This window comes from Streptomyces sp. NPDC020807 (assembly GCF_040641575.1).
Lineage (GTDB): Bacteria > Actinomycetota > Actinomycetes > Streptomycetales > Streptomycetaceae > Streptomyces.
This window is the reverse complement of record NZ_JBFADU010000031.1, coordinates 45,907-67,852: the sequence shown is the minus strand read 5'-3', so window position 1 is coordinate 67,852 and position 21,946 is coordinate 45,907. Positions and strand designations below refer to the sequence as shown.

Genomic DNA, 21,946 nt, shown 5'->3' with positions numbered 1-21,946 from the left:
CCGTGTGTTCCTGACTATCAGCACCTACGGCAACCCGGAGCGACCCGCGACCGATCTCGGATTCCTGCTGCACAAGCATCCCGAGCGGGCGCAGTCGTTCTCGACCTCGCACGGCACCGCGCACGTCCTCTACCCCGAGGCGAGCGCCGAGCGGTGCACCGCCGCGCTCCTCCTGGAGGTGGACCCCGTGGCGCTGGTGCGCCGCGGCAAGGGCAAGGGCCGGGGCGGCGCCCCGGACGCCGCGCTCGCGCAGTACGTGAACGACCGGCCCTACGCCGCGTCCTCGCTGCTCGCGGTCGCGCTCGCGAAGGTCTTCAAGACCGCGCTGCACGGCGTGTGCCAGGCCATGCCCGAGCGGGCCGCCGCGCCGCTGCCGCTGCGGATCGAGGTGCCCGCGGTTCCCGCCAGGGGCGGTGCGGCCCTGGTGCGCGCGCTCTTCGGGCCGCTGGGCTGGGAGACCGTGGAGGCGACGCCGGTCGCGCTCGACGCGGGGTTCCCCGAGTGGGGCGAATCCCGTTACGTGCGCCTGGTCCTGGAGGGCGAGCTGCGGCTCGCGGACGCGCTCAACCAGCTGTACGTGCTGCTGCCCGTCCTCGACGACGCCAAGCACTACTGGGTCGCGCCCGACGAGGTCGACAAGCTGCTGCGCGCCGGTGACGGCTGGCTCGCCGGGCACCCCGAGCGGCAGCTGATCACCGCCCGCTACCTCTCCCGGCGCCGGGGTCTGACCCGCGAGGCGACGGACCGGCTCGAACTCGTCCGGCTCGCGGAGACGGAGGGGCTCGACGTCGAGGACGTCGACAACGCCGTCGACGAGACCACGGACACCGAGGAGCGTCCCGTGCCGCTCGCCGAGCAGCGCCGCGCGGCGATCCTCGCCGCGCTGCACGCCGCCGGCGCCACCCGTGTGCTCGATCTCGGCTGCGGGCAGGGCCAGTTGGTGCAGGCGCTGCTCAAGGACGTCCGGTTCACCGAGATCGTCGGCGTCGACGTGTCGGTTCGGGCGCTGCACGTCGCCGCGCGCCGCCTCCGACTCGACCGGATGGGGGAGCGGCAGGCCTCCCGGGTCTCGCTGACGCAGGGCTCGCTCGCGTACACCGACAAGCGGCTCGCCGGATACGACGCGGCCGTGCTCAGCGAGGTGATCGAGCACCTGGACCTGCCGAGGCTTCCGGCCCTGGAGTACGCGGTGTTCGGCGCCGCCCGGCCCCGCACGGTCCTCGTGACCACGCCGAACGTCGAGTACAACGTCCGCTGGGACACGCTGCCCGCCGGGCACGTCCGGCACGGCGACCACCGCTTCGAGTGGACCCGGGAGGAGTTCCGGGCGTGGGCGGAGTCGGTCGCCGGGCAGTACGGGTACGGCGTCGCCTTCGTCGCCGTCGGACCCGACGACCCCGACGTCGGGCCGCCCACCCAGATGGCCGTGTTCACCCGGACGGACACCGATCCCGCCACCGATCCCGCCATCGAGCCCGCCATCGAGACCGCGGCCGAGACGGCGACCGAGACCGCGACCGATCCCGCCACCGAGATCCCCGCCGCCGAAGCCTCGAAGGAGGTTGCCGCATGACCCGCACCCTGCCCGTCACCGACCTGTCCCTCGTGGTGCTCGTCGGTGCCACCGGCTCCGGCAAGTCCACCTTCGCCCGGCGCCACTTCAAGCCGACCGAGATCGTCTCCTCCGACTTCTGCCGGGGACTCGTCGCCGACGACGAGAACGACCAGTCGGCGAGCAGGGACGCCTTCGACGTCCTCCACTACATCGCCGGGAAGCGCCTGGCGGCCGGGCGGCTCACCGTCGTCGACGCCACCAACGTGCAGCAGGAGGCCCGGCGCCAGCTCGTCCGGCTCGCCCGCGAGCACGACGTGCTGCCGATCGCGATCGTCCTCGACCTGCCCGAGGAGGTCTGCCGCACGCGCAACGCCGACCGTCCCGACCGGGCCGACATGCCCGCGCACGTCATCCAGCGCCACCGCCGCGAGCTGCGCCGTTCGCTGAGGGGCCTGGAGCGCGAGGGCTTCCGCAAGGTGCACGTCCTGCGGTCGGTGGAGGAGGTCGACGAGGCCGAGGTCGTCCTGGAGCGCCGCTTCAACGACCTGCGTCACCTCAGCGGGCCCTTCGACATCATCGGTGACATCCACGGCTGCCGTTCCGAGCTCGACACCCTGCTGGCACGGCTCGGATATGTGGACGGACACCACCCCGAGGGGCGGACCGCCGTGTTCGTCGGTGACCTCGTGGACCGCGGGCCCGACTCACCGGGCGTCCTGCGGCGCGTCATGGCGATGGTCGCCTCGGGCGACGCCCTGTGCGTCCCCGGCAACCACGAGAACAAGCTCGGCCGTTGGCTGAAGGGGAAGAAGGTCCAGGAGACCCACGGACTCGCCGAGACCATCGCCCAACTGGAGGGCGAGACGCAGGAGTTCCGGGACCGGGTGCGGGAGTTCATCGACGGACTCGTCAGCCACTACGTCCTCGACGGCGGCGACCTCGTCGTCTGCCACGCGGGACTGCCGGAGAAGTACCACGGTCGCACCTCCGGCCGGGTGCGCTCGCACGCCCTGTACGGGGACACCACGGGCGAGACCGACGAGTTCGGGCTCCCGGTGCGCTACCCGTGGGCGGAGGAGTACCGCGGCCGGGCCGCTGTGGTGTACGGCCACACACCCGTGCCGACGACCTCATGGGTGAACAACACCCTGTGCCTCGACACCGGCGCCGTCTTCGGCGGTCGGATGACCGCGCTGCGCTGGCCGGAACGCGAACTCGTCGACGTACCCGCCGAAAAGGTCTGGTACGAGCCGGTCAAGCCGCTCGCCGCCGCCGCGCCCGGCGGGCACGAGGGGCGTCCCCTCGACCTGGCGGACGTGCACGGCCGGCGGATCGTGGAGACCCGGCGGCTCGGCAACGTGGCCGTGCGGGAGGAGAACGCGGCGGCGGCCCTGGAGGTGATGAGCCGCTTCGCGATCGACCCGCGGCTGCTCGCCTACCTGCCGCCGACCATGGCCCCGACCGCGACCTCGAAGCAGGACGGGTACCTGGAGCACCCGGCCGAGGCCTTCGCCCAGTACCGGGCGGACGGTGTCGCGCGGGTCGTGTGCGAGGAGAAGCACATGGGCTCCCGGGCAGTCGCCCTCGTCTGTCGCGACGAGGAGACCGCCCGCGAGCGCTTCGGCCTGAGCGGCGGGGCGGTGCCGACCGGCGCCCTGCACACCCGTACCGGGCGGCCGTTCTTCGACGACCCCGCCGTCACCGAGGAGGTCATCGGCCGGCTGCGGACCGCGATCGGCGCCGCCGGGCTGTGGGACGAGCTCGACACGGACTGGCTGCTGCTCGACGGCGAGCTGATGCCGTGGTCGCTCAAGTCGACCGGGCTGCTCCGCTCGCAGTACGCGGCGGTCGGCGCCGCCTCGGGGGCCGCCCTGCCCGGCGCGGTCGACGCCCTGGAGCGGGCGGCGGCGCGCGGGGTCGAGGGGCTCGACGGGCTCCTCGCCAAGCAGCGCGAGCGGCAGGAGGACGCGGCGGCGTTCACGGAGGCGTACCGCAGGTACTGCTGGCCGACCGACGGCCTGCAGGGTGTGCGTTTCGCGCCCTTCCAGCTGCTCGCGGCGCGCGGCCGCTCGCTCGCGGGCGTGCCGCACGACGGCCAGCTCGCCTGGCTCGACCGGCTCGTGGAGCACGACCCGACCGGGCTGCTCCAGGTCACCCGCAGGCTCGTCGTCGACACCGGCGACGAGGCATCGGTCCGCGCGGGCACCGACTGGTGGCTCGAACTCACCGGCGCGGGCGGCGAGGGCATGGTGGTCAAGCCGCTGGCCGCGATCGTCCACGACACCAAGGGCCGGCTCGCGCAGCCGGGCGTGAAGGTCCGCGGACGCGAGTACCTCCGGATCATCTACGGCCCCGAGTACACGCGGCCGGAGAACCTGGAGCGGCTGCGGCAGCGCTTCCTCGGCCACAAGCGGTCGCTCGCGCTGCGCGAGTACGCGCTCGGGCTCGAAGCGCTGGACCGGCTCGCGGACGGGGAGCCGCTGTGGCGGGTCCACGAGGCGGTGTTCGCGGTGCTCGCGCTGGAGTCGGAGCCGGTCGACCCGAGGTTGTGAGCGGATTCCCGCGGCGGGGCGGGGTGCCGTGCGGCGGGGTGGGGCGGGGCGGGGCCGCGGGTGGGGTCGGGCCGGCCGGGGGCTGAGTCTCCCCCACCCCGCCCCTTCCCGAAACCGGGGCTCCGCCCCGGACCCCGGTCCTCAAACGCCGGACGGGCTGGGCGGCCGGGGCTGCGCCCCGGGTCCCGGTCCTCGAACGCCGGACGAGTTGGGTGCCGTGGGCCGCGCGCCTGCCCACCTCCGCCCGCCACCTCCCGTACTGATGCCCGAAAGGCGGGCCCCGGGCGGTTGGCTCCGTCAGGATGGGGGCATGGGATTCCACGTCGCCTCCGAGACCGGCCGGTTGCGCCGCGTCATCCTTCACCGCCCCGATCTGGAGCTGAAGCGGCTCACGCCGTCCAACAAGGACGCCCTGCTCTTCGACGACGTCCTCTGGGTGCGCAGAGCGCGCCAGGAGCACGACGGTTTCGCCGACGTCCTGCGCGACCGGGGCGTCGAGGTGCACCTCTTCGGAGACCTGTTGCGGGAGACGCTGGAGGTGCCGGCCGCCCGCGTGCTGATCCTGGACCGGGTCTTCGACGAGAAGGAGTACGGGCCGCTCGCCGCCGACCACCTGCGGGCCGCGTTCGACTCGCTGGACGCGGCCTCGCTCGGCGAGGCGCTCGTCGGCGGCATGACGAAGAGGGAGTTCCTCGCGGCGCACCGGGAGCCGACCTCCGTCCGCTTCCACGCGCTCGACCTGGACGACTTCGTCCTCGGTCCGCTGCCGAACCACCTCTTCACCCGGGACACCTCGGCCTGGATCTACGACGGCGTCTCGATCAACGCGATGCGCTGGCCCGCCCGGCAGCGCGAGACCGTGCACTTCGAGGCGATCTACGGGCACCACCCCCTCTTCACCGGCCCGGACGCGGGCTCCTTCCACCGCTGGTCGGAGGGGCAGCGCGACTACCCGTCGACGATCGAGGGCGGGGACGTCCTCGTCATCGGCAACGGCGCCGTGCTCATCGGGATGAGCGAGCGGACGACCCCGCAGGCGGTCGAGATGCTGGCCCGCGGGCTCTTCGCGGCCGGGTCGGCGCGCACGATCGTGGCGCTCGACATGCCGAAGCGACGGGCGTTCATGCACCTGGACACGGTGATGACGATGGTGGACCAGGACACGTTCACCCAGTACGCCGGCCTCGGCATGCTCCGGTCCTACACGATCGAGCCGGGCGACGAGGGCCAGTCGCTGCGGGTGACGGACCACCCGCCGGAGCAGATGCACAGTGCCATCGCGGCGGCGCTCGGGCTCCAGGACATCCGGGTCCTGACGGCGACGCAGGACGTGCACGCGGCGGAGCGGGAGCAGTGGGACGACGGGTGCAACGTGCTCGCGGTGGAGCCGGGGGTGGTCGTGGCGTACGAGAGGAACGTCACCACCAACACGCATCTGCGGAAGCAGGGCATCGAGGTGATCGAGATCCCGGGGAGCGAGCTCGGGCGGGGGCGCGGCGGGCCGCGGTGCATGAGCTGCCCGGTGGAGCGGGACGCGAGCTGACGGGCGGACCGCCACTGCCTGTATAGAAATGCTGATGGTCGTATAGACTTCCAGCATCTCGTTCGCATCGACTCGCACCCCAGGAGAGCGCCCCATGGCCACAGACCTCATCGGCCGCCACTTCCTCAAGGAGCTGGACTTCACCGCCGAGGAGTTCCGCGGCCTGATCGAGCTCTCCGCCGAGCTCAAGGCCGCCAAGAAGGCGGGCGTCGAGGTCCAGCGGCTGCGCGGCAAGAACATCGCGCTGATCTTCGAGAAGACCTCGACCCGCACCCGCTGTGCCTTCGAGGTCGCCGCCGCCGATCAGGGCGCCTCCACCACCTATCTCGACCCCTCCGCCTCCCAGATGGGCCACAAGGAGTCGATCAAGGACACCGCCCGCGTCCTCGGCCGGATGTTCGACGGCATCGAGTACCGGGGCGACAGCCAGGCCGCCGTCGAGGAGCTCGCCGCCTTCTCCGGCGTCCCCGTCTTCAACGGGCTCACCGACGACTGGCACCCCACCCAGATGCTCGCGGACGTGCTCACCATGACCGAGCACTGCGACAAGCCGCTCGACGGCGTCGTCTTCGCCTATCTGGGTGACGCCCGCTTCAACATGGGCAACTCGTACCTGATCACCGGCGCCCTGCTCGGCATGGACGTCCGCATCGTCGCCCCCGAGGCGTACTGGCCCGCCGAGGCCGTCGTCGCCGAGGCCCGCAAGCTCGCCGAGACGAGCGGCGCGACGATCACCCTCACCGAGTCCGTCGCGGACGGCGTCCGTGGCGCCGACTTCGTCGCCACCGACGTGTGGGTCTCCATGGGCGAGCCCAAGGAGATCTGGGACGAGCGGATCGCCGCCCTCGCCCCGTACTCCGTGACCATGGACGTCCTCCGCGCCACCGGGAACCCGGACGTCAAGTTCCTGCACTGCCTGCCGGCCTTCCACGACCTGGGCACGGCCGTCGGCCGCGACCTCCACGCCCGGCACGGCCTGACCGAGCTGGAGGTCTCCGACGAGGTCTTCGAGTCGGCGTACTCGGTCGTCTTCGACGAGGCCGAGAACCGGATGCACACGATCAAGGCGGTCCTCGTCGCCACGCTGGCGGGTGCCTGAGCGCGTCTCGGCGGGCCGAGCGGCATAGCTTTGCGCCCGATTGGGTGAACATGCGATAAGAGGCTTACGATCGCATCCTTCTGGGGGGTTCGGGCATACATGCCCGGACCCCCTCACCCATGCAGCACGTGCACCACCAGAGATGAGAACCCCCGCATGCCCTCGCGGATCAAGTCCCCGCAGCAGCTCATCGCCGAGTCGGGCGCCGACCTGGAAGGTCATGGGCTCAAGCGCACCATGGGCCTCTTCCAGCTCGTGTGCTTCGGCATCGGCGCGATCGTCGGCACCGGCATCTTCGTCGGCCTGTCGGACAGCGTCTCGGAGGCCGGCCCGGCCGTCGTGATCTCCTTCGTCCTCGCCGCGATCACCTGCGTCTTCACCGCCTTCTCCTTCGCGGAGCTCGGCGGTGCGATCCCGGTCTCGGGCTCCTCGTACTCCTTCGCCTACGCGAGCCTCGGCGAGCGGACCGCGTTCCTCGTCGGCTGGTGCCTTCTCCTGGAGTACGGCGTCTCCGTCTCGGCGGTCGCGGTCGGCTGGAGCCAGTACCTCAACGAGCTCCTCGACAGCCTCACGGGCTGGCAGCTCCCCGCCTCGCTCTCCGCGGGCCCGGCCGACGGCGGCGTGATCAACGTCCCCGCCGTGGTCGTCATCCTGATGGCCGCCACCCTCCTCGTCAGGGGCGTGCGCGAGAGCGCGCGGGCGACGGCCGCGATGGCCGTGCTCAAGATCGGCATCCTGATCGTCTTCTGCGCGATCGGCTTCTCCGCCTTCGAGGCCGGAAACCTCTCGCCGTTCGCCACGCACGGCATGGGCGGCATCACCGCGGGTGCCTCGGTGGCCTTCTTCTCGTACATCGGCTTCGACGCCATCACCACGGCCGGCGAAGAGGTGAAGGACCCGCGCCGGAACATCCCGATCGCGATCCTCATCTGCATCGGCCTCGTCACGCTGCTCTACTGCTCGGTCGCGCTCGCGGCGATCGGCGCGCTCGGCGCCGAGGCGGTCGCCGACCAGCCCGCCGCGCTCTCGGTCGTCGTCGACCAGGTCACCGGCTCCTCGATCGGCGGCGGCGTGATCGCCTTCGGCGCGGTCGTCGCCATCGCGTCCGTCGTCCTCGCGGTGATGTACGGGCAGACCCGCATCCTGCTGTCGATGTCCCGCGACGGGCTCGTGCCGCGCGTCTTCGAGAGGGTCTCGCCGAAGTCCGCGACCCCGGTGGCCAACACCTGGATCGTCGCGGCGGTCTTCGCCGTCCCGGCGGCCTTCGCCTCGCTCGACGTGGTCGTCAACCTGACCACCATCGGCACCCTCGCCATCATGGCGGTCGTCAACCTCGCGGTCCTCGTGCTGCGCCGTCGCGAGCCGGGGCTGCGCCGCTCCTTCCGCGTCCCGCTCTACCCGGCGAGCCCGATCCTCGGCATCGGCTTCTGCCTGTACCTCATCTGGGGGACGGGCTGGTCGACCTGGGTGCAGTTCGCCGTCTTCCTCGTGGTCGGCGCCCTCGTGTACGCGTTCTACGGGCGCCGCCACTCCCGGCTCGTCACGGCTCCTGGTGACGCCGCTGTGCCGGGATCCCCTGGAGCGTGAACCAGACCGCCTTGCCGTGGGCGGTGGGGCGGTGGCCGCAGTCGCTGCTGAGCGCGCGGATGAGGAGGAGGCCACGGCCGTGCTCCTGCCAGGGGTCGATCTCCTCGGCGGGGTCGGGGCAGACGAGCGCGCCGGGGCCGGCGGGCTCGGAGTCGTGCACCTCGACGTGGCAGCCGCCGGGTGCGGCGAGCAGCTCGACGACCAGCTCGATGGGGCCCTTGCCCGCGGTGTGCTCGACGGCGTTGGCGACGAGTTCGGCGGTGAGCAGCTCGGCCGTGTCGCTGTCGGGCAGGGAGCCGGCACCGGACTCGATGTCGTTGAGCGCGGTACGGATCAGGGCCCGGGCGATCGGCACGGCGGCCGTGGTGTGGGGCAGCCGGATGCGCCAGGACGTGGTGGGGCCGGTGGGGGTGACGGGTCCGGCAGGGCTGGTGGGGTCAATGGTGTCAGCGGGGTCGGCAGGGTCGGGGTTGTCGGTGGTTTCGGGCAAGGCAGGCTCCCTTCACCGTGTGGGGGCGGGTGGGGCGAGTGGGGTGGGGGCATCCCGAGACGTCCTGGTTTCAACCTTACGAGGTGCAAAATCCGGTTCCCAGGGCACCCCTCCCCGTCCGCCAGGGACTTCGGTCACGATCTTGGAAGGACCTTCTGGGGACTGATCCGACAAAGCCTTTATCGCGTCCTCGTGACGACAGTCACAGTACGGTGATACCCTCCGAGCGGAGGAAGGAGGCCTCTCCGCATGAGCCCCTTTACCGGATCCGCGACCCGCACCGAGCGCTGGCGGCACCTGCGCCTCGACATCGACGAGGGCGTCGCCACCGTCACCCTCGCCCGCCCCGCGAAGCTCAACGCCCTCACCTTCGGCGCCTACGCCGACCTCCGTGACCTGCTCGCCGAGCTCTCCCGGGAGCGCGCCGTCCGCGCCCTCGTCCTCGGCGGCGAAGGCCGCGGCTTCTGCTCCGGCGGCGACGTGGACGAGATCATCGGCGCCACCCTCTCCCTCGACACCGCCCGCGTCCTCGACTTCAACCGGATGACCGGCCAGGTCGTCAGGGCCCTGCGCGAATGCCCCTTCCCGGTGGTCGCCGCGCTCCACGGCGTCGCCGCCGGTGCCGGGGCCGTCCTCGCCCTCGCCGCCGACTTCCGCGTCGCCGACCCCACCACCCGCTTCTCCTTCCTCTTCACCCGGGTGGGCCTCTCCGGCGGCGACATGGGCGCGGCCTACCTCCTGCCCCGGGTCGTCGGCCTCGGCCACGCCACCCGTCTCCTCATGCTCGGCGAACCCGTCCACGCCGCCGAGGCCGAGCGCATCGGCCTGCTCAGCGAGCTCACCGAGGAGGGCGCCGCCGACACCCGCGCCGCCGCCCTCGCCCGCCGCCTCGCCGACGGCCCCGCGCTCGCCCTCGCCCAGACGAAGGCGCTGCTCACGGCCGAGCTCGACATGCCGCTCGCCGCCTCGATCGAGATGGACGCCGCCACCCAGGCACTCCTCATGCACGGCGAGGACTACGCCGAGTTCCATGCCGCCTTCACCGAGAAGCGCCCGCCGAAATGGCAGGGGCGCTAGTCATGACCGGCGCCGCCGTGGGCGGTGGACCGCGCCGGATCGCCGTCATCGGCGGCGGCCCCGGCGGGCTCTACGCCGCCGCCCTCCTCAAGCGGCTCGACCCCGCCCGCGAGGTCACCGTCTGGGAGCGGAACGCCCCCACCGACACCTTCGGCTTCGGCGTCGTCCTCTCCGACGAGACCCTCGGCGGCATCCGCGACGCCGACCCCGTCGTGTACGAGGCGCTGCGCGCCGAGCTCGTCCGCTGGGACGACATCGACGTCGTCCACCGGCGCCACCGCACCACCTCCACCGGCCACGGCTTCGCCGCCCTCGGCCGCCGCCGTCTCCTGGAGCTCCTGCACGCCCGCTGCGCCGACCTCGGCGTACGGCTCCGCTTCCGGACGGAGGCCCCGCCCGCCGCCGAGCTGGCCGCGACCCACGACCTGGTCGTCGCCGCCGACGGCGTCCACAGCCGCACCCGCGAGGACCGTGCCGACCACTTCCGCCCCCGGATCACGACCCACCGCTGCCGTTACATCTGGCTCGCCGCCGACCTCGCCTTCGAGGCCTTCCGCTTCGAGATCGCCGAGACGGAACACGGCGTGATGCAGCTCCACGCCTACCCCTTCTCGGCCGACAGCTCCACCGCCATCGTCGAGATGCGCGAGGAGGTGTGGCGCGCGGCCGGCTTCGACGAACTCGACGAGGCCGAGTCCGCCGCCCGCTGCGCGAAGATCTTCGCCGAGGCGCTCGGCGGCCGGGAGCTCCGCTCCAACAACTCCTCCTGGACCGCGTTCCGCACCGTCGTCAACGAGCGCTGGTCGTACGGGAACACCGTCCTCATCGGCGACGCCGCCCACACCGCCCACTTCTCCATCGGCTCCGGAACCAAGCTGGCCGTCGAGGACGCCCTCGCCCTCGCCACGGCCCTCGGAGCCGCCGAACACGGCACCCTCGCCGAGGCGCTGGCGGCCTACGAGGCCGCCCGCCGTCCCGTGGTCGAGTCCACCCAGCGGGCCGCCGCCGCCAGCCTCCGCTGGTTCGAGGAGATCGCCGACCACGTCGACCGGCCGCCCCGCCGCTTCGCCTTCGACCTCCTCACCCGCAGCCGCCGCGTCACGCACGCCAACCTGCGCCTGCGCGACCCCGCCTTCACCGCCACCGTCGAGGACGACTTCGGCTGCCCGCCCGGCACCCCGCCCATGTTCACCCCCTTCCGCCTGCGCGGACTGACCCTGCGCAACCGGATCGTCGTCTCACCCATGGACATGTACGTCTCCGAGGACGGCGTCCCCGGCGACTTCCACCTCGTCCACCTCGGCGCCAGGGCCCTGGGCGGCGCGGGCCTGGTCATGACCGAGATGGTGTGCGTGAGCCCCGAGGGCCGCATCACCCCCGCCTGCGCCGGGCTCTGGACCGACGAGCAGGCCGACGTCTGGGCGCGTATCGCCGCCTTCGTCCACACCCGGGCGCCCGGCACCGCGATCGGCGTCCAGCTCGGGCACTCCGGCCGCAAGGGCTCCACCCGCCGCATGTGGGAGGGGATCGACCAGCCCCTGCCCGAAGGGAACTGGCCGCTCGTCGCCGCCTCCCCGCTCCCGTACCGCCCCGGTGCCAACCAGACCCCGCACGCCCTCGACCGCGCCGGACTCACCGCAGTCCGCGAGGAGTTCGTCTCCGCCGCCCGGCGCGCGCTGCGCTGCGACTTCGACCTCCTCGAACTCCACGCCGGACACGGCTACCTGCTCTCCGGCTTCCTCTCCCCGCTCACCAACCACCGTACGGACGCCTACGGCGGAGACGTCGAGGGGCGGCTGCGCTTCCCCCTCGAAGTCTTCGACGCCCTACGGGAGGTGTGGCCCGACGACCGCCCCATGACGGTCCGGATCTCGGCCACCGACTGGGCCGAGGGCGGGACGAGCACCGAGGACGCCCTCGCGGTCGCCCGCGCCTTCGCCGCGCACGGCGCCGACGCCCTCGACGTCTCGACCGGCCAGGTCGTCCCCGACGAGCGCCCCGAGTACGGCCGTTCGTACCAGACGCCGTACGCCGACCGGATCCGGAACGCCGTCGGCGTCCCCGTCATCGCCGTGGGCGCGATCTCCTCGTGGGACGACGTCAACTCCCTGCTCCTCGCGGGCCGCGCCGACCTGTGCGCCCTCGCCCGGCCGCACCTCTACGACCCCCACTGGACCCTCCACGCGGCGGCCGAGCAGGGCTACGAGGGCGACGCCGCCCCCTGGCCGGCCCCGTACCGCGCGGGCCGCCGCCCGCCCCCGACGGGCCGAACCGCCTAGGCCGGGCGCCGCCGGGCAGGCGCCACTTTCGGCACACGCCCTAACGGGCGTCGTCGGGTCCGGAGACGTACGGCCGGACGAACTCCGCGCCCCGTTCCCACAGCAGCTCGTGCAGGGCCGCGAAGACCTCCGCCGACCGGCGGCCCGGCCAGTCGCCGGGCAGCAGTTCGGCCGGGAGGACCGGGTCCGCGTACGGCAGGCGGCGCCAGGAGTCGAGGACGAGCAGGTACGCCCGGTAGGCGTCCTCCGCGCCGCCCGGGGCCGACCGCCAGGACCGCAGGACCGGTTCGTGGGCCGCGAGGAACTCCTCGTGGAGCCCCGCGATCGCGGGCAGGTCCCACCAGCGGGCCGCCGCCTCGGCCGTGGCCGCGTACCCCAGGTGCTCGCCGCGGAAGAGGTCGACGTACGGCGAGAGTTCCAGTCGCTCCAGGGCGTGCCGCGTCTCCTCGTACAGCCGCGCGGGCGCGATCCAGACGCCCGGCGCCGCAGTCCCGAAGCCGAGGCGGGCGAGCCGGGAGCGCAGCAGGTGGCGCTTGTGGCGCTCGGCCTCGGGGACCGAGAAGACGGCGAGGACCCAGCCCTCGGAGAGCTTCGGCTCCGTACGGGCGTAGATCCGGCGGTCGCCGTCGTCGAGGAGCCGCCGCGCGTCCTCCGAGAGGGCGTACCCCGCCGCCCCCTCGGCCGTCCGGCGCGGCAGCAGCAGCCCGCGCCGCTTGAGCCGCGACACCGACGAGCGCACGGAGGGCGCGTCCACGCCGAGCACCCCGAGCAGCCGGATGAGCGCGGCCACCGGCATGGGGGAGCCGTCGGGCCCACGGCCGTAGGCGCCGTAGAGGGAGACGATCAGGGAACGGGGGGTGTGCTGCTCGGCCACGTGATCACTTTAGGGGGTGCGGGGGAGGGGACCCGATGCCAGGCCGTCGGGGCGACCCGCTGTGGAGACGACCCTTTGTGGGGACGACCTGCTGTGGGGACGACCTGCTGTCGGGGCGTCGGGGCGTCGGGGCGTCGGGGTGTCGGGGGTGTCGGGGGTGTCGGGGGTGTCGGGCCGTCACGCCGGGTCGCGGAGGCGGAAGCGCTGGAGCTTCCCCGTGGGCGTGCGCGGCAGCGCGTCCAGGAAGACGATCCGGCGCGGGGACTTGTACGGCGCCAGGCGCCCCCGCACGAAGGCCCGCAGCGCGGCGGCGGTGACCGAGTCGCGTGCCACCCCGTCCCGTACGACCGCGTACGCGACCACCACCTGCCCGCGCAGGTCGTCCGGTTGGCCCACGACCGCCGCCTCGACGACGTCCGGGTGGTCGAGGAGCGCCTCCTCGACCTGCGGCCCGGCGATGTTGTACCCGGCCGAGATGATCATGTCGTCGGCCCGGGACACGTAGCGGAACCAGCCGTCGGGGCGGCGGACGTAGGTGTCGCCCGTGAGGTTCCAGCCTTCGCGGACGTACTCCGCCTGGCGGGGGTCGGCGAGGTAGCGGCAGCCGACCGGGCCGCGTACGGCGAGCAGCCCCTCCTCGCCGTCCGGGACCTCGTGGCCCGCGTGGTCGACGACCCTGGCCTGCCAGCCGGGGACGGGCCGGCCGGTGGTGCCGGGGCGGATGTCGCCGTCGGCCGCGGAGATGAAGATGTGGAGGAGTTCGGTCGCGCCGATCCCGTTGATCAGCCGCACGCCGGTCCGCGCGTACCAGGCGGACCAGGTCGCCTCCGGCAGGTTCTCGCCGGCGGAGACGCAGCGCCGGAGCGAGGAGATGTCGGGGGCCGCGCCGTCGGCGGCGTCGCCGAGCCCGAGCTCGTCGAGCATGACGCGGTAGGCGGTCGGGGCGGTGAAGAGGACCGAGACGCGGTGGCGCCCGATCGCGGCGAGGAGCTGCTTGGGCCCGGCCTGTTCGAGGAGGACGGCGCTCGCCCCGGCGCGCAGCGGGAAGACGACGAGCCCGCCGAGGCCGAAGGTGAAGGCGAGCGGCGGCGAACCGGCGAAGACGTCGTCGGGGACCGGCCGCAGGACGTGCGCGGAGAAGGTGTCGGCGACGGCGAGGACGTCCCGGTGGAAGTGGACGCACCCCTTGGGCCGTCCGGTGGTGCCGGAGGTGAAGGCGATCAGGGCGACGTCGTCGGCGGCCGTGGCGACGGCCTCGTACGGCTTCGGGTGGCGGGCGGCGAGGGCGAGGAGGTCGTCCGGGCCGTCGCCGCCGAACGGGGTGATCCGGAGACCGGGGACCGCGGCGGCGTGGAGGTCGTCGAGGACGCGGGCGTCGCAGAGGGCGTGGCTGCACCGGGCCGCTTCCGCCATGACGGCGAGCTCCGGGGCGCGCTGCTGGGCCAGGACGGTGACGGCGACGGCCCCGGCCTTCATCACGGCGAGCCAGCAGGCGGCGAGCCAGGGGGTGGTGGGGCCGCGCAGGAGGACGCGGTTGCCCGGCCGGACGCCGAGGTCGGTGGTGAGGACGTGGGCGACGCGGTCGACCCGGTCGAGGAGATCGCCGTACGACCAGACCCCGCCCTCACCGTCGAGGAAGGCGGGCCGGTCGGCGCCGAAACGTTCCACCGTACGGTCGAGGAGCTCGGCGCCGCAGTTGAGCCGGTCGGGGTACGCGGCCAGCTCCGGAAGCTCGAAGAGGAGGTGCGGCCAGCGCTCCGGTGGGGGGAGCTGGTCGCGGGCGAAGGTGTCGAGGTGGGCCGAGGGTGTCAGCTCCATGAGTCCGTCCCCTTGTCGTGGTGGGGTCGCCCAACGCTCCACGAGCGTATCGTGTTGGTGACGACAGTCAACGGTTCGCGACAAGGGTCGTGGGTACGGGTACGGGTACGGATACGGGGGCGGGGGCCGGCTCCGTACCGGTAACGGCTCCCGACACGAGAACCACCGGGACGAGCGCGCCGACGGGCGCGGGGACGACCAGGGCGTCGGACGGCGCCGCGACAAGGGCGCCGGTCGGCGCCGGAGAGGGCCCGCATGCCCGCATTCTCGCTCGATCCGGCACAGACCACCTGGTGCGCGGAGCTCCGCGCCCTCGCCGCCGACAGGCTCGTCCCCCTCGCCGAGAAGGGCGCCCCCGGCCGCGTCAACCGTCCCCTCGTCGCCGCGCTCGGCGAGCTCGGCCTGCTCGCCCGCCTCTTCGACTCCGGCGCGCTCGACCTCTGCCTTCTGCGCGAGTCCCTCGCCCAGGTCTGCACGGAGGCGGAGACCGCCCTCGCCCTCCAGGGCCTCGGCACCCACCCCGTCGCCGCCTTCGGCACCCCGGCCCAGCGCGCCCGCTGGCTGCCCGAGGCCGCGGCGGGCCGGGCCGTGGCCGCCTTCGCGCTCTCGGAGCCGCACGCCGGCTCGGACGCCGCCGCGCTCGCCCTCGACGCCGTCCCCGACGGCCGCGGCGGCTGGCGCCTGCACGGCGAGAAGCGGTGGATCTCGAACGCCCCCGAGTGCGACTTCGCCACCGTCTTCGCCCGCACCACCCGGGACGCGGGCGCCCGCGGGGTCACCGCCTTCCTCGTGCCGGCCGACCGCCCGGGCCTCGGCGGCGAGGCCCTCGACATGCTCTCCCCGCACGCGCTCGGCACGCTCACCTTCGACGGCGTCGCCGTCGGCCCGGACGACCTGCTCGGCGAACCCGACCGGGGCTTCCGGGTCGCCATGAACACCCTGAACCTGTTCCGCCCCAGCGTGGGAGCCTTCGCGGTCGGCATGGCGCAGGCCGCCCTCGACGCGGCTCTCGCCCACACGGCCGCGCGCCCCGCGTTCGGCGGCGTCCTCGCCGACCTCCAGGCCGTCTCGCACCGGATCGCCGAGATGGCGACCCGTACGGAGGCGGCCCGCCTCCTCGTGTACGCGGCGGCCGTCGCGTACGACGAGGGCGACCCGGACGTCCCGCGCCGCTCGGCCATGGCGAAGCTCCTTGCCACGGAGACGGCGCAGTACGTCGTCGACGGCGCCGTACAACTGCACGGCGCCGCCGCCCTCCAGCGCGGCCACCTCCTCGAACACCTCTACCGGGAGGTGCGCGCGCCCCGGATCTACGAGGGGGCGACGGAGGTCCAGCGCACGATCATCGCGAAGGAGCTGTACGCGGCCCGCACCTCCTCCGGAAAGGTTGCCTCCGCATGACCCTCCACCGGCACAACCCGGCAGAACTCTCCCCTCCCACCGGCTTCTCCCACGCGGTGACCGCGACCGGCTCCCGTCTGGTCTTCCTGGCGGGACAGACGGCGCTGGACGCGGAGGGCAAGGTCGTCGGCGACACGCTCACGGACCAGTTCGCGACGGCCCTGGGCAACCTGCTCACCGCACTCCGGCACGCGGGCGGAACGCCGGCGGACCTCGCCAGGGTGACGGTCTACACGACGGACGTGGTGGACTACCGCGACCAGGCCCGCGAACTCGGCGCGATCTGGCGGAGGTTGGCGGGTCGCGACTACCCGGCGATGGCCGTCGTCGGGGTCGTGCGCCTCTGGGACGAACAGGCACGGGTGGAGCTGGACGGCTTCGCGGTCCTGGACGACCACGGCCCGGTGTGACGCACCGTGACCCGCCTTGAGCCCACCTTGATCAACTGGTGACCCTCTCGACCCGGGCTTAGGGTCGAGAGGTGGACTGACCGGCCCACGGGTCCCTCAGGTGAGGCGCGATGCGCCATGAGAAGCCATGACCAGTAACCCGAAGCCGACGACGGCGGCGACCCCCCGCAAGAGCGACGGAGACGGCAAGGGCATCGCCCTCTTCGTCATCGCCTCCTGTCAGCTGATGGTGGTCCTCGACATCACCATCGTGAACATCGCCCTGCCGCACATCCAGACCGCGCTGGACTTCTCGACGACCAGCCTGTCGTGGGTGGTCAACGCCTACACGCTGACCTTCGGCGGACTGCTGCTCCTCGGCGGGCGCGCGGGTGACATCCTCGGGCGACGGCGGGTCTTCATCTTCGGCGTCCTGCTCTTCGGACTGGCCTCCCTCTTCTGCGGGTTGGCGCAGAGCGAGTGGCAACTCCTCGCGGCCCGCGCCCTCCAGGGCGTCGGCGGCGCGATAGCCTCACCCACTTCCCTGTCCCTCATCACCACGACCTTCGACGAAGGCCCGGAGAGGAACAGGGCGTTCGGCGTCTTCGCGGGCGTGTCGGCGGGCGGCGGAGCGATCGGCCTCGTCGCGGGCGGCATGCTCGTCCAGTGGCTCGACTGGCGCTGGATCTTCTTCGTGAACGTCCCGATCGCCGTCATCATCGCGGTCCTGACGCCCCGCCACGTCAAGGAATCCGAACGCCACCCCGGCCACTTCGACCTGGCGGGCGCGCTGACGTCGACACTCGGCATGGTGGCGCTGGTGTACGGGTTCATCCGCGCGGCCCAGGAAGGGTGGAGCGACCCCTACACGATCGCCTCGTTCGTGGCGGCGGTCGTGCTCCTCGTCCTGTTCGTCTTCATCGAACGCCGCTCGCAACAGCCCATCACGCCACTGCACATGTTCGCCGACCGCAACCGCTCGGGCACGTACGTCATCATGCTCTGCCTGGCGGCGGCGATCTTCGGAATGTTCTTCTTCCTGACCCTGTTCGTCCAACAGGTGCTGGGATTCAGCCCGTTGGCGACAGGCGTGGCCTTCCTCCCGGTCAGCGCGATCATCGGCGTCGGCGCGGGCCTCACCTCCAACCTCCTGCCGCGCTACGGCCCGAAGCCCTTCATGGTGACGGGCTCGATCCTCGCAGCGGCGGGCCTGTCCTGGCTGACCCTGACGGACGTGCACTCGACCTACGTCGGCAGCATCCTGGGCCCGATCCTCGTCTTCGGCCTCGGCATGGGGTTCATGTTCGTCGCGCTGACCATCATGGCCCTCTCGAACGTCGAACCCCAGGAGTCCGGCGCGGCCTCGGGCCTCCTCAACGCCACCCAGCAGGTCGGCGGTTCCCTGGGCCTCTCCATCCTGGTCACGGTCTTCGGCACGGCGAGCCGCAACGAGGCCGAGAAGCAGGTCCCGGCCTTCCTCTCCCAGGCCACCCCGGCCCAGAAGGCACAGTTCGCCGAAACCGGCCAACTCCCGCCCCCCTGGGGCGACCAGGTCCTCACCTCGGGCGTCACCGCCGGCTTCGTCACCGCCGCCGTCTTCGCCGTGGTGGCCGCCCTGATCGCCGTCTTCGCCATCCAGGTCCGCGCCTCCGACATCGAACGCCTGAAGGGCGGCACGGGGATGATGCCGGGCGGGTGAGCCGGGGCGGCGGACCGTGCGGCCGGCGCCAGGGGCCTGGCCCGTCCTCCGGAGCGAGGGCGGGCCAGGCCGACAGGTGCGGTCGTCAGCAGGTGACGGTGGTCTCCAGGCTGACCGGTTGCGGCGTCCACGGGTAGCTGGACACGGCGAAGCTCGCCTTCACGGTCGAGCCGCAGGCGACGGTCCCGGAGATCCCCCGGACCTCGACGATCGAGGAGTTGAAGATCACCGACCGGTTCAGCGTCCCCGCGGGCGCCTCGGCGGCCAGCGTGGTGAACAGCTCCTTGCCGAACGGCGAAGGGCTGCCGGGGCTGATCGGGCCGGCCAGCGAGACCCGGCCGTACACCTCGACCTGGTCGCCGGTGATGTCGGCGCAGACACGGGTGCTGAGACCGGCCTGCAGACCCGACGCACCGCACACCGTGGTGGTGGCGGCGGTCCGGGCGGTTGCCGTGGTGGGCGCGAGGGCGATCAGCGTGAGGCAGGCGGCACCGGCCGCGAGCACTAACTTGCGAGACACGAGAGGGGTCCTCCCCAGAACACGTCACAGTTCCGGACTGTCCGGCTGTGCAATGTCACACTGTAATCTCACTATGTCCATCGGGTGATCGCGGGGTCACCAAAAGGCGCACACCGTGCGAACAACCGGATGATCGACCTCCGTTCATGCGGAAGCCGCCGCACCCCTTCCTGACCCGCCGAACGGCGGGGAGGACGAGGTGCGGCGGCATCCGCACGCATCAGATGTCGCGGAAAAGACTCGACGGCCCTGTGAGCTGCGCAGATTCACTGCGTGAGGCAGCTGACCTGGGAAAATGTCCTTTCCCTTCTTTCACCTTCGTGCCGCTTGATGCAGCTGAAAGTCCCAGAAAAGTCCCAGAGGCAGCCGGAGCCCTTCAGCCTGCTCGCCGGGTCAGGAATCGACCGGCGCCGGACCCGGCCTCCGTCTCATCCGCCCAGGGCGGGTTCGCACCGGCGACGGAGCAGGTCAGGGCGGCGACCTGGGCGGCGAACGAGCAGGCGTCGGTGACGTCGTCGAGGGTCAGCGCATCGAGCCGGCCGCCGAGGTGTCCGAGGGCGGCGAGGCGGTGGAGGAGGCCCGCGGTGAAGGAGTCCCCGGCTCCGACGGTGTCGACCACGGTGACAGGAGGGGCCGTGACGGTGACGCGCATGCCGTCGAGTGACGCGAGGGCGCCGTTGCCGCCGAGGGTGATGACGACGAGGCGGACGCCGGCCGCGTGCCAGGTCTCGCACGCCTCGTCCAGCCCGGTGTCAGGGGCGAGGACGGCGCAGTCGTCCTCGCTGAGGCGGAGGATGTCGGCGAGGGCGCACCAATGGGGCAACCGTTCGCGATAGGCGGAGGGGGGTACGAGGAGAGGGCGGACGTTGGGGTCGACGGACACGGTGGTGTGCTCGCGGACCTGAGCGAGGTGTTCCTCGATGCGGTTGCCGGCGGGCTGGCGGATCAGCGCGAGGGAGCCAGTGTGCAGGCAGACCGCGTCGTCGTTCCGTGTCGCGGCGAGTTCGCTGCTGGTCCACTGCCAGTCGGCGGCGCCCTCGGCGTAGAAGGTGTATGCGGCCTGGCCGGTCGAGTCGAGGTCGGCGACGGCGAGTGTGCTGGGCTCGGAGGTCGTCACGCTGTCGCCCAGGTCGACGCCGGAGGCGCTGAGGCGGGCGCGGAAGAGCGTGCCGAAGGCGTCACCGGAGAAGCGTCCGAGGAATCGGGTGGGGGTGCCGAGCCGGGCGAGGGCGACAGCGGTGTTGGCCGGGCCTCCTCCGGCCAGCGCCCGCAGGGCCAGTCCGCCGGAATCGGACTGGTCGTGGTCCTCGAAGATGTCGGCGACGCACTCGCCGAGGACGTCGACACTGCCGGGGGACCCGGGTCGGGCCATGGTGACTTTCTGCCTTTCAGGTAGGGCGCGGGGCTGTCGCCCCGCGCCGCGGAACGCAGCCGAGGGTGCGGCAAGGGCGTGGTGCTGCGGTGGACATGTCTGCCGCGCACGGTGCGGGAATGTGCGTGGTCTTTCCGTGTGGCGGGCTGGCCTTCAGGGCTTGTGCGGCCCGGGAATCAAGCGCCCCGCGTTCCCCGGCCCGCCAGTTGGGCTTCTCGGGGGGAGGCTTTCTGCGGTCAGGTTCCAGGCCGCGACGGCGAACTCGCCGCGACCTGCCCCTGTCGTGCGGGCCTGCAGCTGCCACGGCCCGTCGGTGGACGGGTAGAACCGCAGAGTGAGGACCTGCTCGTCGGCCAGGTAGACCTCGGCTATCGAACGGTCCACGATCACACGGAGCTCGACAGGAGTGTTGGGGCGTGTGGCGGCCGGGCACGGCGCGGTGTACACGCCTCCCCGTGCGCGGGCATCCGTCGAGGCGTGGGTGCGGTCGACGACGAGGTGGCCTGCCGTGGGGTCGAGGCTGATGTCGAGGTGCTCGGAGCCGTCGGCGGAGGTGATCAGGCGCAGCCCGCTCGTGCCGGTGGGGTCCGGAACGACGGCGGCGGTGAGGTCGAAGGTGTGGCCGATCTGGCCGAGTTCGGCCGGCTCGGTCTGGGTGGCGTACCCGGTGCCGTGCAGGACTCGTGGGCCGCGCAGGGCCAGCAGTTCACGGGCGGGGCGCTGGGCGACCGTGCCGTCGGCGTTGAGGGTCACCTCGCGGGGGAGCGTGAGGACGCCTGCCCAGCCCGTTTCGTGCGCCCAGGCGTCGTCCCGAGCCTCCCAGGCCCAGCCCCACATCAGCCAGCGGTCTTCTCCGGGTGCCTTCAGCAGGGCGGGGGCGTAGAAGTCGGGACCGTGGTCCAGCGGCACGGGGGCCGTGACCGCTTCGAAGCCCCCCTCGTCCTTCTCCCGGCCGGTGACGACGGTGGTGTGGCTGGGGCCGCCCTGGGGGGTCCAGTCGCTGAGGATCAGGGCGTTTCGGTCGCCGAAGGTGGCGTACTGGGGGCACTCCCAGCCGATAGGGCCCGCAGCAGCGGCGGTGTCGCTGGTGTGGAAGGGGCCGCGGTACGTCCAGTGCTCCAGGTCCTCAGACTCGTACAGCAGCGCCGCGGCGCGGCCGTCGTCGAGGGCGGAGCCGACCAGCATCCGCCAGCGTTCGTTCTGCCGCCAGACGTAGGGGTCGCGGTACATGGTGGTGCCGGCGGGCGGTTCGGGGATGAGCAGGTCCGGTCGTTTGGCCCAGGTGTGGCCGTTGTCGTGGGACTCGGCGGTGGTGACCGGCTGCCACCAGCGGTCGTTGCGGTGGGCGGAGTAGAAGGCCACCATGCGGTCGCCGGTCGAGATGGCGTTGCCGGAGAAACAGCCGTCGGCGTCGTATCCGCCGGGCGTGGGGGCGAGGGCGACGGGGAGGGGTTCCCAGGTGATCAGGTCGGGGCTGCGGTAGTGGCCCCAGTGCATGTTCGCGTGCTGGGGGCCGTGCGGGTTGTACTGGAAGAAGACGTGGTAGTGGCCGGCGTGGAAGACCAGGCCGTTGGGGTCGTTGATCCAGTTGCGGGGCGGTCGCAGGTGGACGGCGGGCAGATGGGGGTCGGTAGGCGACGTGGACACACGGGGCCTTTCTCAGGGCGTGCGGAGCACACGGAAGTCGTGAG

16 protein-coding genes are annotated in these 21,946 nt (G+C 72.6%); 10 read left to right on the top strand and 6 right to left on the bottom strand.

The window, feature by feature from the left end:
- Positions 1 to 4 precede the first annotated feature (4 nt).
- From AB0G79_RS30080 to AB0G79_RS30060, 5 genes are all read left to right on the top strand, one after another.
- Positions 5 to 1,573: a 3' terminal RNA ribose 2'-O-methyltransferase Hen1 gene (locus tag AB0G79_RS30080; protein ID WP_360811973.1), complete on the top strand. Its 1,569-nt coding sequence runs from the start codon at positions 5 to 7 to the stop codon at positions 1,571 to 1,573.
- Positions 1,570 to 4,107 carry a polynucleotide kinase-phosphatase gene (locus AB0G79_RS30075; protein ID WP_360811971.1) on the top strand — a complete coding sequence of 846 codons (2,538 nt, stop codon included), beginning with the start codon at positions 1,570 to 1,572 and terminating at the stop codon, positions 4,105 to 4,107. Before AB0G79_RS30080 ends, AB0G79_RS30075 begins: the two co-directional genes overlap by 4 nt.
- A 310-nt stretch (positions 4,108 to 4,417) precedes the next feature.
- Positions 4,418 to 5,650, top strand: a complete 1,233-nt coding sequence (locus tag AB0G79_RS30070; RefSeq protein WP_360811969.1) for an arginine deiminase — start codon at positions 4,418 to 4,420, stop codon at positions 5,648 to 5,650.
- Positions 5,651 to 5,744: 94 nt separating this feature from the next.
- Entirely contained in the window at positions 5,745 to 6,749 is a 1,005-nt protein-coding gene (gene argF / locus AB0G79_RS30065) for an ornithine carbamoyltransferase (RefSeq protein ID WP_360811967.1), read from the top strand.
- Positions 6,750 to 6,905: 156 nt separating this feature from the next.
- Positions 6,906 to 8,336 carry an amino acid permease gene (locus AB0G79_RS30060; RefSeq protein ID WP_360811965.1) on the top strand — a complete coding sequence of 477 codons (1,431 nt, stop codon included), beginning with the start codon at positions 6,906 to 6,908 and terminating at the stop codon, positions 8,334 to 8,336.
- On the opposite strand, the gene AB0G79_RS30055 is transcribed toward AB0G79_RS30060, so the two are convergent.
- The gene (locus AB0G79_RS30055; RefSeq protein ID WP_360811994.1) at positions 8,290 to 8,778 is read right to left on the bottom strand and encodes an ATP-binding protein; all 489 of its coding nucleotides are present in this window, start codon (positions 8,776 to 8,778) and stop codon (positions 8,290 to 8,292) included. The genes AB0G79_RS30060 and AB0G79_RS30055 overlap by 47 nt on opposite strands.
- A gap of 297 nt (positions 8,779 to 9,075) precedes the next feature.
- Between AB0G79_RS30055 and AB0G79_RS30050 the strand changes: the two genes are divergently transcribed.
- Both AB0G79_RS30050 and AB0G79_RS30045 read left to right on the top strand, forming a co-directional pair.
- The gene (locus AB0G79_RS30050; RefSeq protein ID WP_360811963.1) at positions 9,076 to 9,903 is read left to right on the top strand and encodes an enoyl-CoA hydratase family protein; all 828 of its coding nucleotides are present in this window, start codon (positions 9,076 to 9,078) and stop codon (positions 9,901 to 9,903) included.
- A 2-nt stretch (positions 9,904 to 9,905) separates the two neighbouring features.
- Positions 9,906 to 12,182 carry a bifunctional salicylyl-CoA 5-hydroxylase/oxidoreductase gene (locus AB0G79_RS30045; RefSeq protein ID WP_360811961.1) on the top strand — a complete coding sequence of 759 codons (2,277 nt, stop codon included), beginning with the start codon at positions 9,906 to 9,908 and terminating at the stop codon, positions 12,180 to 12,182.
- A gap of 40 nt (positions 12,183 to 12,222) precedes the next feature.
- Here the strand turns inward: AB0G79_RS30045 and AB0G79_RS30040 are convergent, their stop codons facing one another.
- Both AB0G79_RS30040 and AB0G79_RS30035 read right to left on the bottom strand, forming a co-directional pair.
- Positions 12,223 to 13,056, bottom strand: a complete 834-nt coding sequence (locus tag AB0G79_RS30040) for a PaaX family transcriptional regulator C-terminal domain-containing protein (RefSeq protein ID WP_360811959.1) — start codon at positions 13,054 to 13,056, stop codon at positions 12,223 to 12,225.
- A 177-nt stretch (positions 13,057 to 13,233) separates the two neighbouring features.
- Positions 13,234 to 14,874 (bottom strand): AMP-binding protein, encoded by a 1,641-nt coding sequence (locus AB0G79_RS30035; RefSeq protein WP_360811957.1) that lies wholly within the window; start codon positions 14,872 to 14,874, stop codon positions 13,234 to 13,236.
- Positions 14,875 to 15,129: 255 nt separating this feature from the next.
- Here AB0G79_RS30035 and AB0G79_RS30030 point away from each other — a divergent pair, with 255 nt between their 5' ends.
- The 3 genes from AB0G79_RS30030 (at position 15,130) to AB0G79_RS30020 (ending at position 18,363) form a co-directional block, all read left to right on the top strand.
- Positions 15,130 to 16,275 (top strand): acyl-CoA dehydrogenase family protein, encoded by a 1,146-nt coding sequence (locus AB0G79_RS30030; protein WP_360811955.1) that lies wholly within the window; start codon positions 15,130 to 15,132, stop codon positions 16,273 to 16,275.
- Positions 16,272 to 16,685, top strand: a complete 414-nt coding sequence (locus tag AB0G79_RS30025) for a RidA family protein (protein ID WP_360811953.1) — start codon at positions 16,272 to 16,274, stop codon at positions 16,683 to 16,685. Before AB0G79_RS30030 ends, AB0G79_RS30025 begins: the two co-directional genes overlap by 4 nt.
- A 127-nt stretch (positions 16,686 to 16,812) precedes the next feature.
- Positions 16,813 to 18,363, top strand: coding sequence for an MFS transporter (locus AB0G79_RS30020; protein ID WP_360811951.1), 1,551 nt, complete (start codon positions 16,813 to 16,815; stop codon positions 18,361 to 18,363).
- Between the two features lie 85 nt (positions 18,364 to 18,448).
- Here the strand turns inward: AB0G79_RS30020 and AB0G79_RS30015 are convergent, their stop codons facing one another.
- From AB0G79_RS30015 to AB0G79_RS30005, 3 genes are all read right to left on the bottom strand, one after another.
- Entirely contained in the window at positions 18,449 to 18,883 is a 435-nt protein-coding gene (locus AB0G79_RS30015) for a hypothetical protein (RefSeq protein ID WP_360811949.1), read from the bottom strand.
- Positions 18,884 to 19,259: 376 nt separating this feature from the next.
- Entirely contained in the window at positions 19,260 to 20,255 is a 996-nt protein-coding gene (locus AB0G79_RS30010) for a carbohydrate kinase (protein WP_360811947.1), read from the bottom strand.
- A 153-nt stretch (positions 20,256 to 20,408) separates the two neighbouring features.
- The gene (locus AB0G79_RS30005; protein WP_360811945.1) at positions 20,409 to 21,902 is read right to left on the bottom strand and encodes a glycoside hydrolase family 32 protein; all 1,494 of its coding nucleotides are present in this window, start codon (positions 21,900 to 21,902) and stop codon (positions 20,409 to 20,411) included.
- Positions 21,903 to 21,946: the final 44 nt, after the last annotated feature.

What these genes read in the sequence shown, in the direction of transcription:
- argF (WP_360811967.1), top strand. Translation starts at nt 5,745, where the DNA reads ATGGCCACAGACCTCATCGGCCGCCACTTCCTCAAGGAGCTGGACTTC.
- AB0G79_RS30075 (WP_360811971.1), top strand. Translation starts at nt 1,570, where the DNA reads ATGACCCGCACCCTGCCCGTCACCGACCTGTCCCTCGTGGTGCTCGTC.
- AB0G79_RS30070 (WP_360811969.1), top strand. Translation starts at nt 4,418, where the DNA reads ATGGGATTCCACGTCGCCTCCGAGACCGGCCGGTTGCGCCGCGTCATC.
- AB0G79_RS30045 (WP_360811961.1), top strand. Translation starts at nt 9,906, where the DNA reads ATGACCGGCGCCGCCGTGGGCGGTGGACCGCGCCGGATCGCCGTCATC.
- AB0G79_RS30020 (WP_360811951.1), top strand. Translation starts at nt 16,813, where the DNA reads ATGACCAGTAACCCGAAGCCGACGACGGCGGCGACCCCCCGCAAGAGC.
- AB0G79_RS30010 (WP_360811947.1), bottom strand. Translation starts at nt 20,255, where the DNA reads ATGGCCCGACCCGGGTCCCCCGGCAGTGTCGACGTCCTCGGCGAGTGC.
- AB0G79_RS30030 (WP_360811955.1), top strand. Translation starts at nt 15,130, where the DNA reads ATGCCCGCATTCTCGCTCGATCCGGCACAGACCACCTGGTGCGCGGAG.
- AB0G79_RS30060 (WP_360811965.1), top strand. Translation starts at nt 6,906, where the DNA reads ATGCCCTCGCGGATCAAGTCCCCGCAGCAGCTCATCGCCGAGTCGGGC.
- AB0G79_RS30025 (WP_360811953.1), top strand. Translation starts at nt 16,272, where the DNA reads ATGACCCTCCACCGGCACAACCCGGCAGAACTCTCCCCTCCCACCGGC.
- AB0G79_RS30035 (WP_360811957.1), bottom strand. Translation starts at nt 14,874, where the DNA reads ATGGAGCTGACACCCTCGGCCCACCTCGACACCTTCGCCCGCGACCAG.
- AB0G79_RS30050 (WP_360811963.1), top strand. Translation starts at nt 9,076, where the DNA reads ATGAGCCCCTTTACCGGATCCGCGACCCGCACCGAGCGCTGGCGGCAC.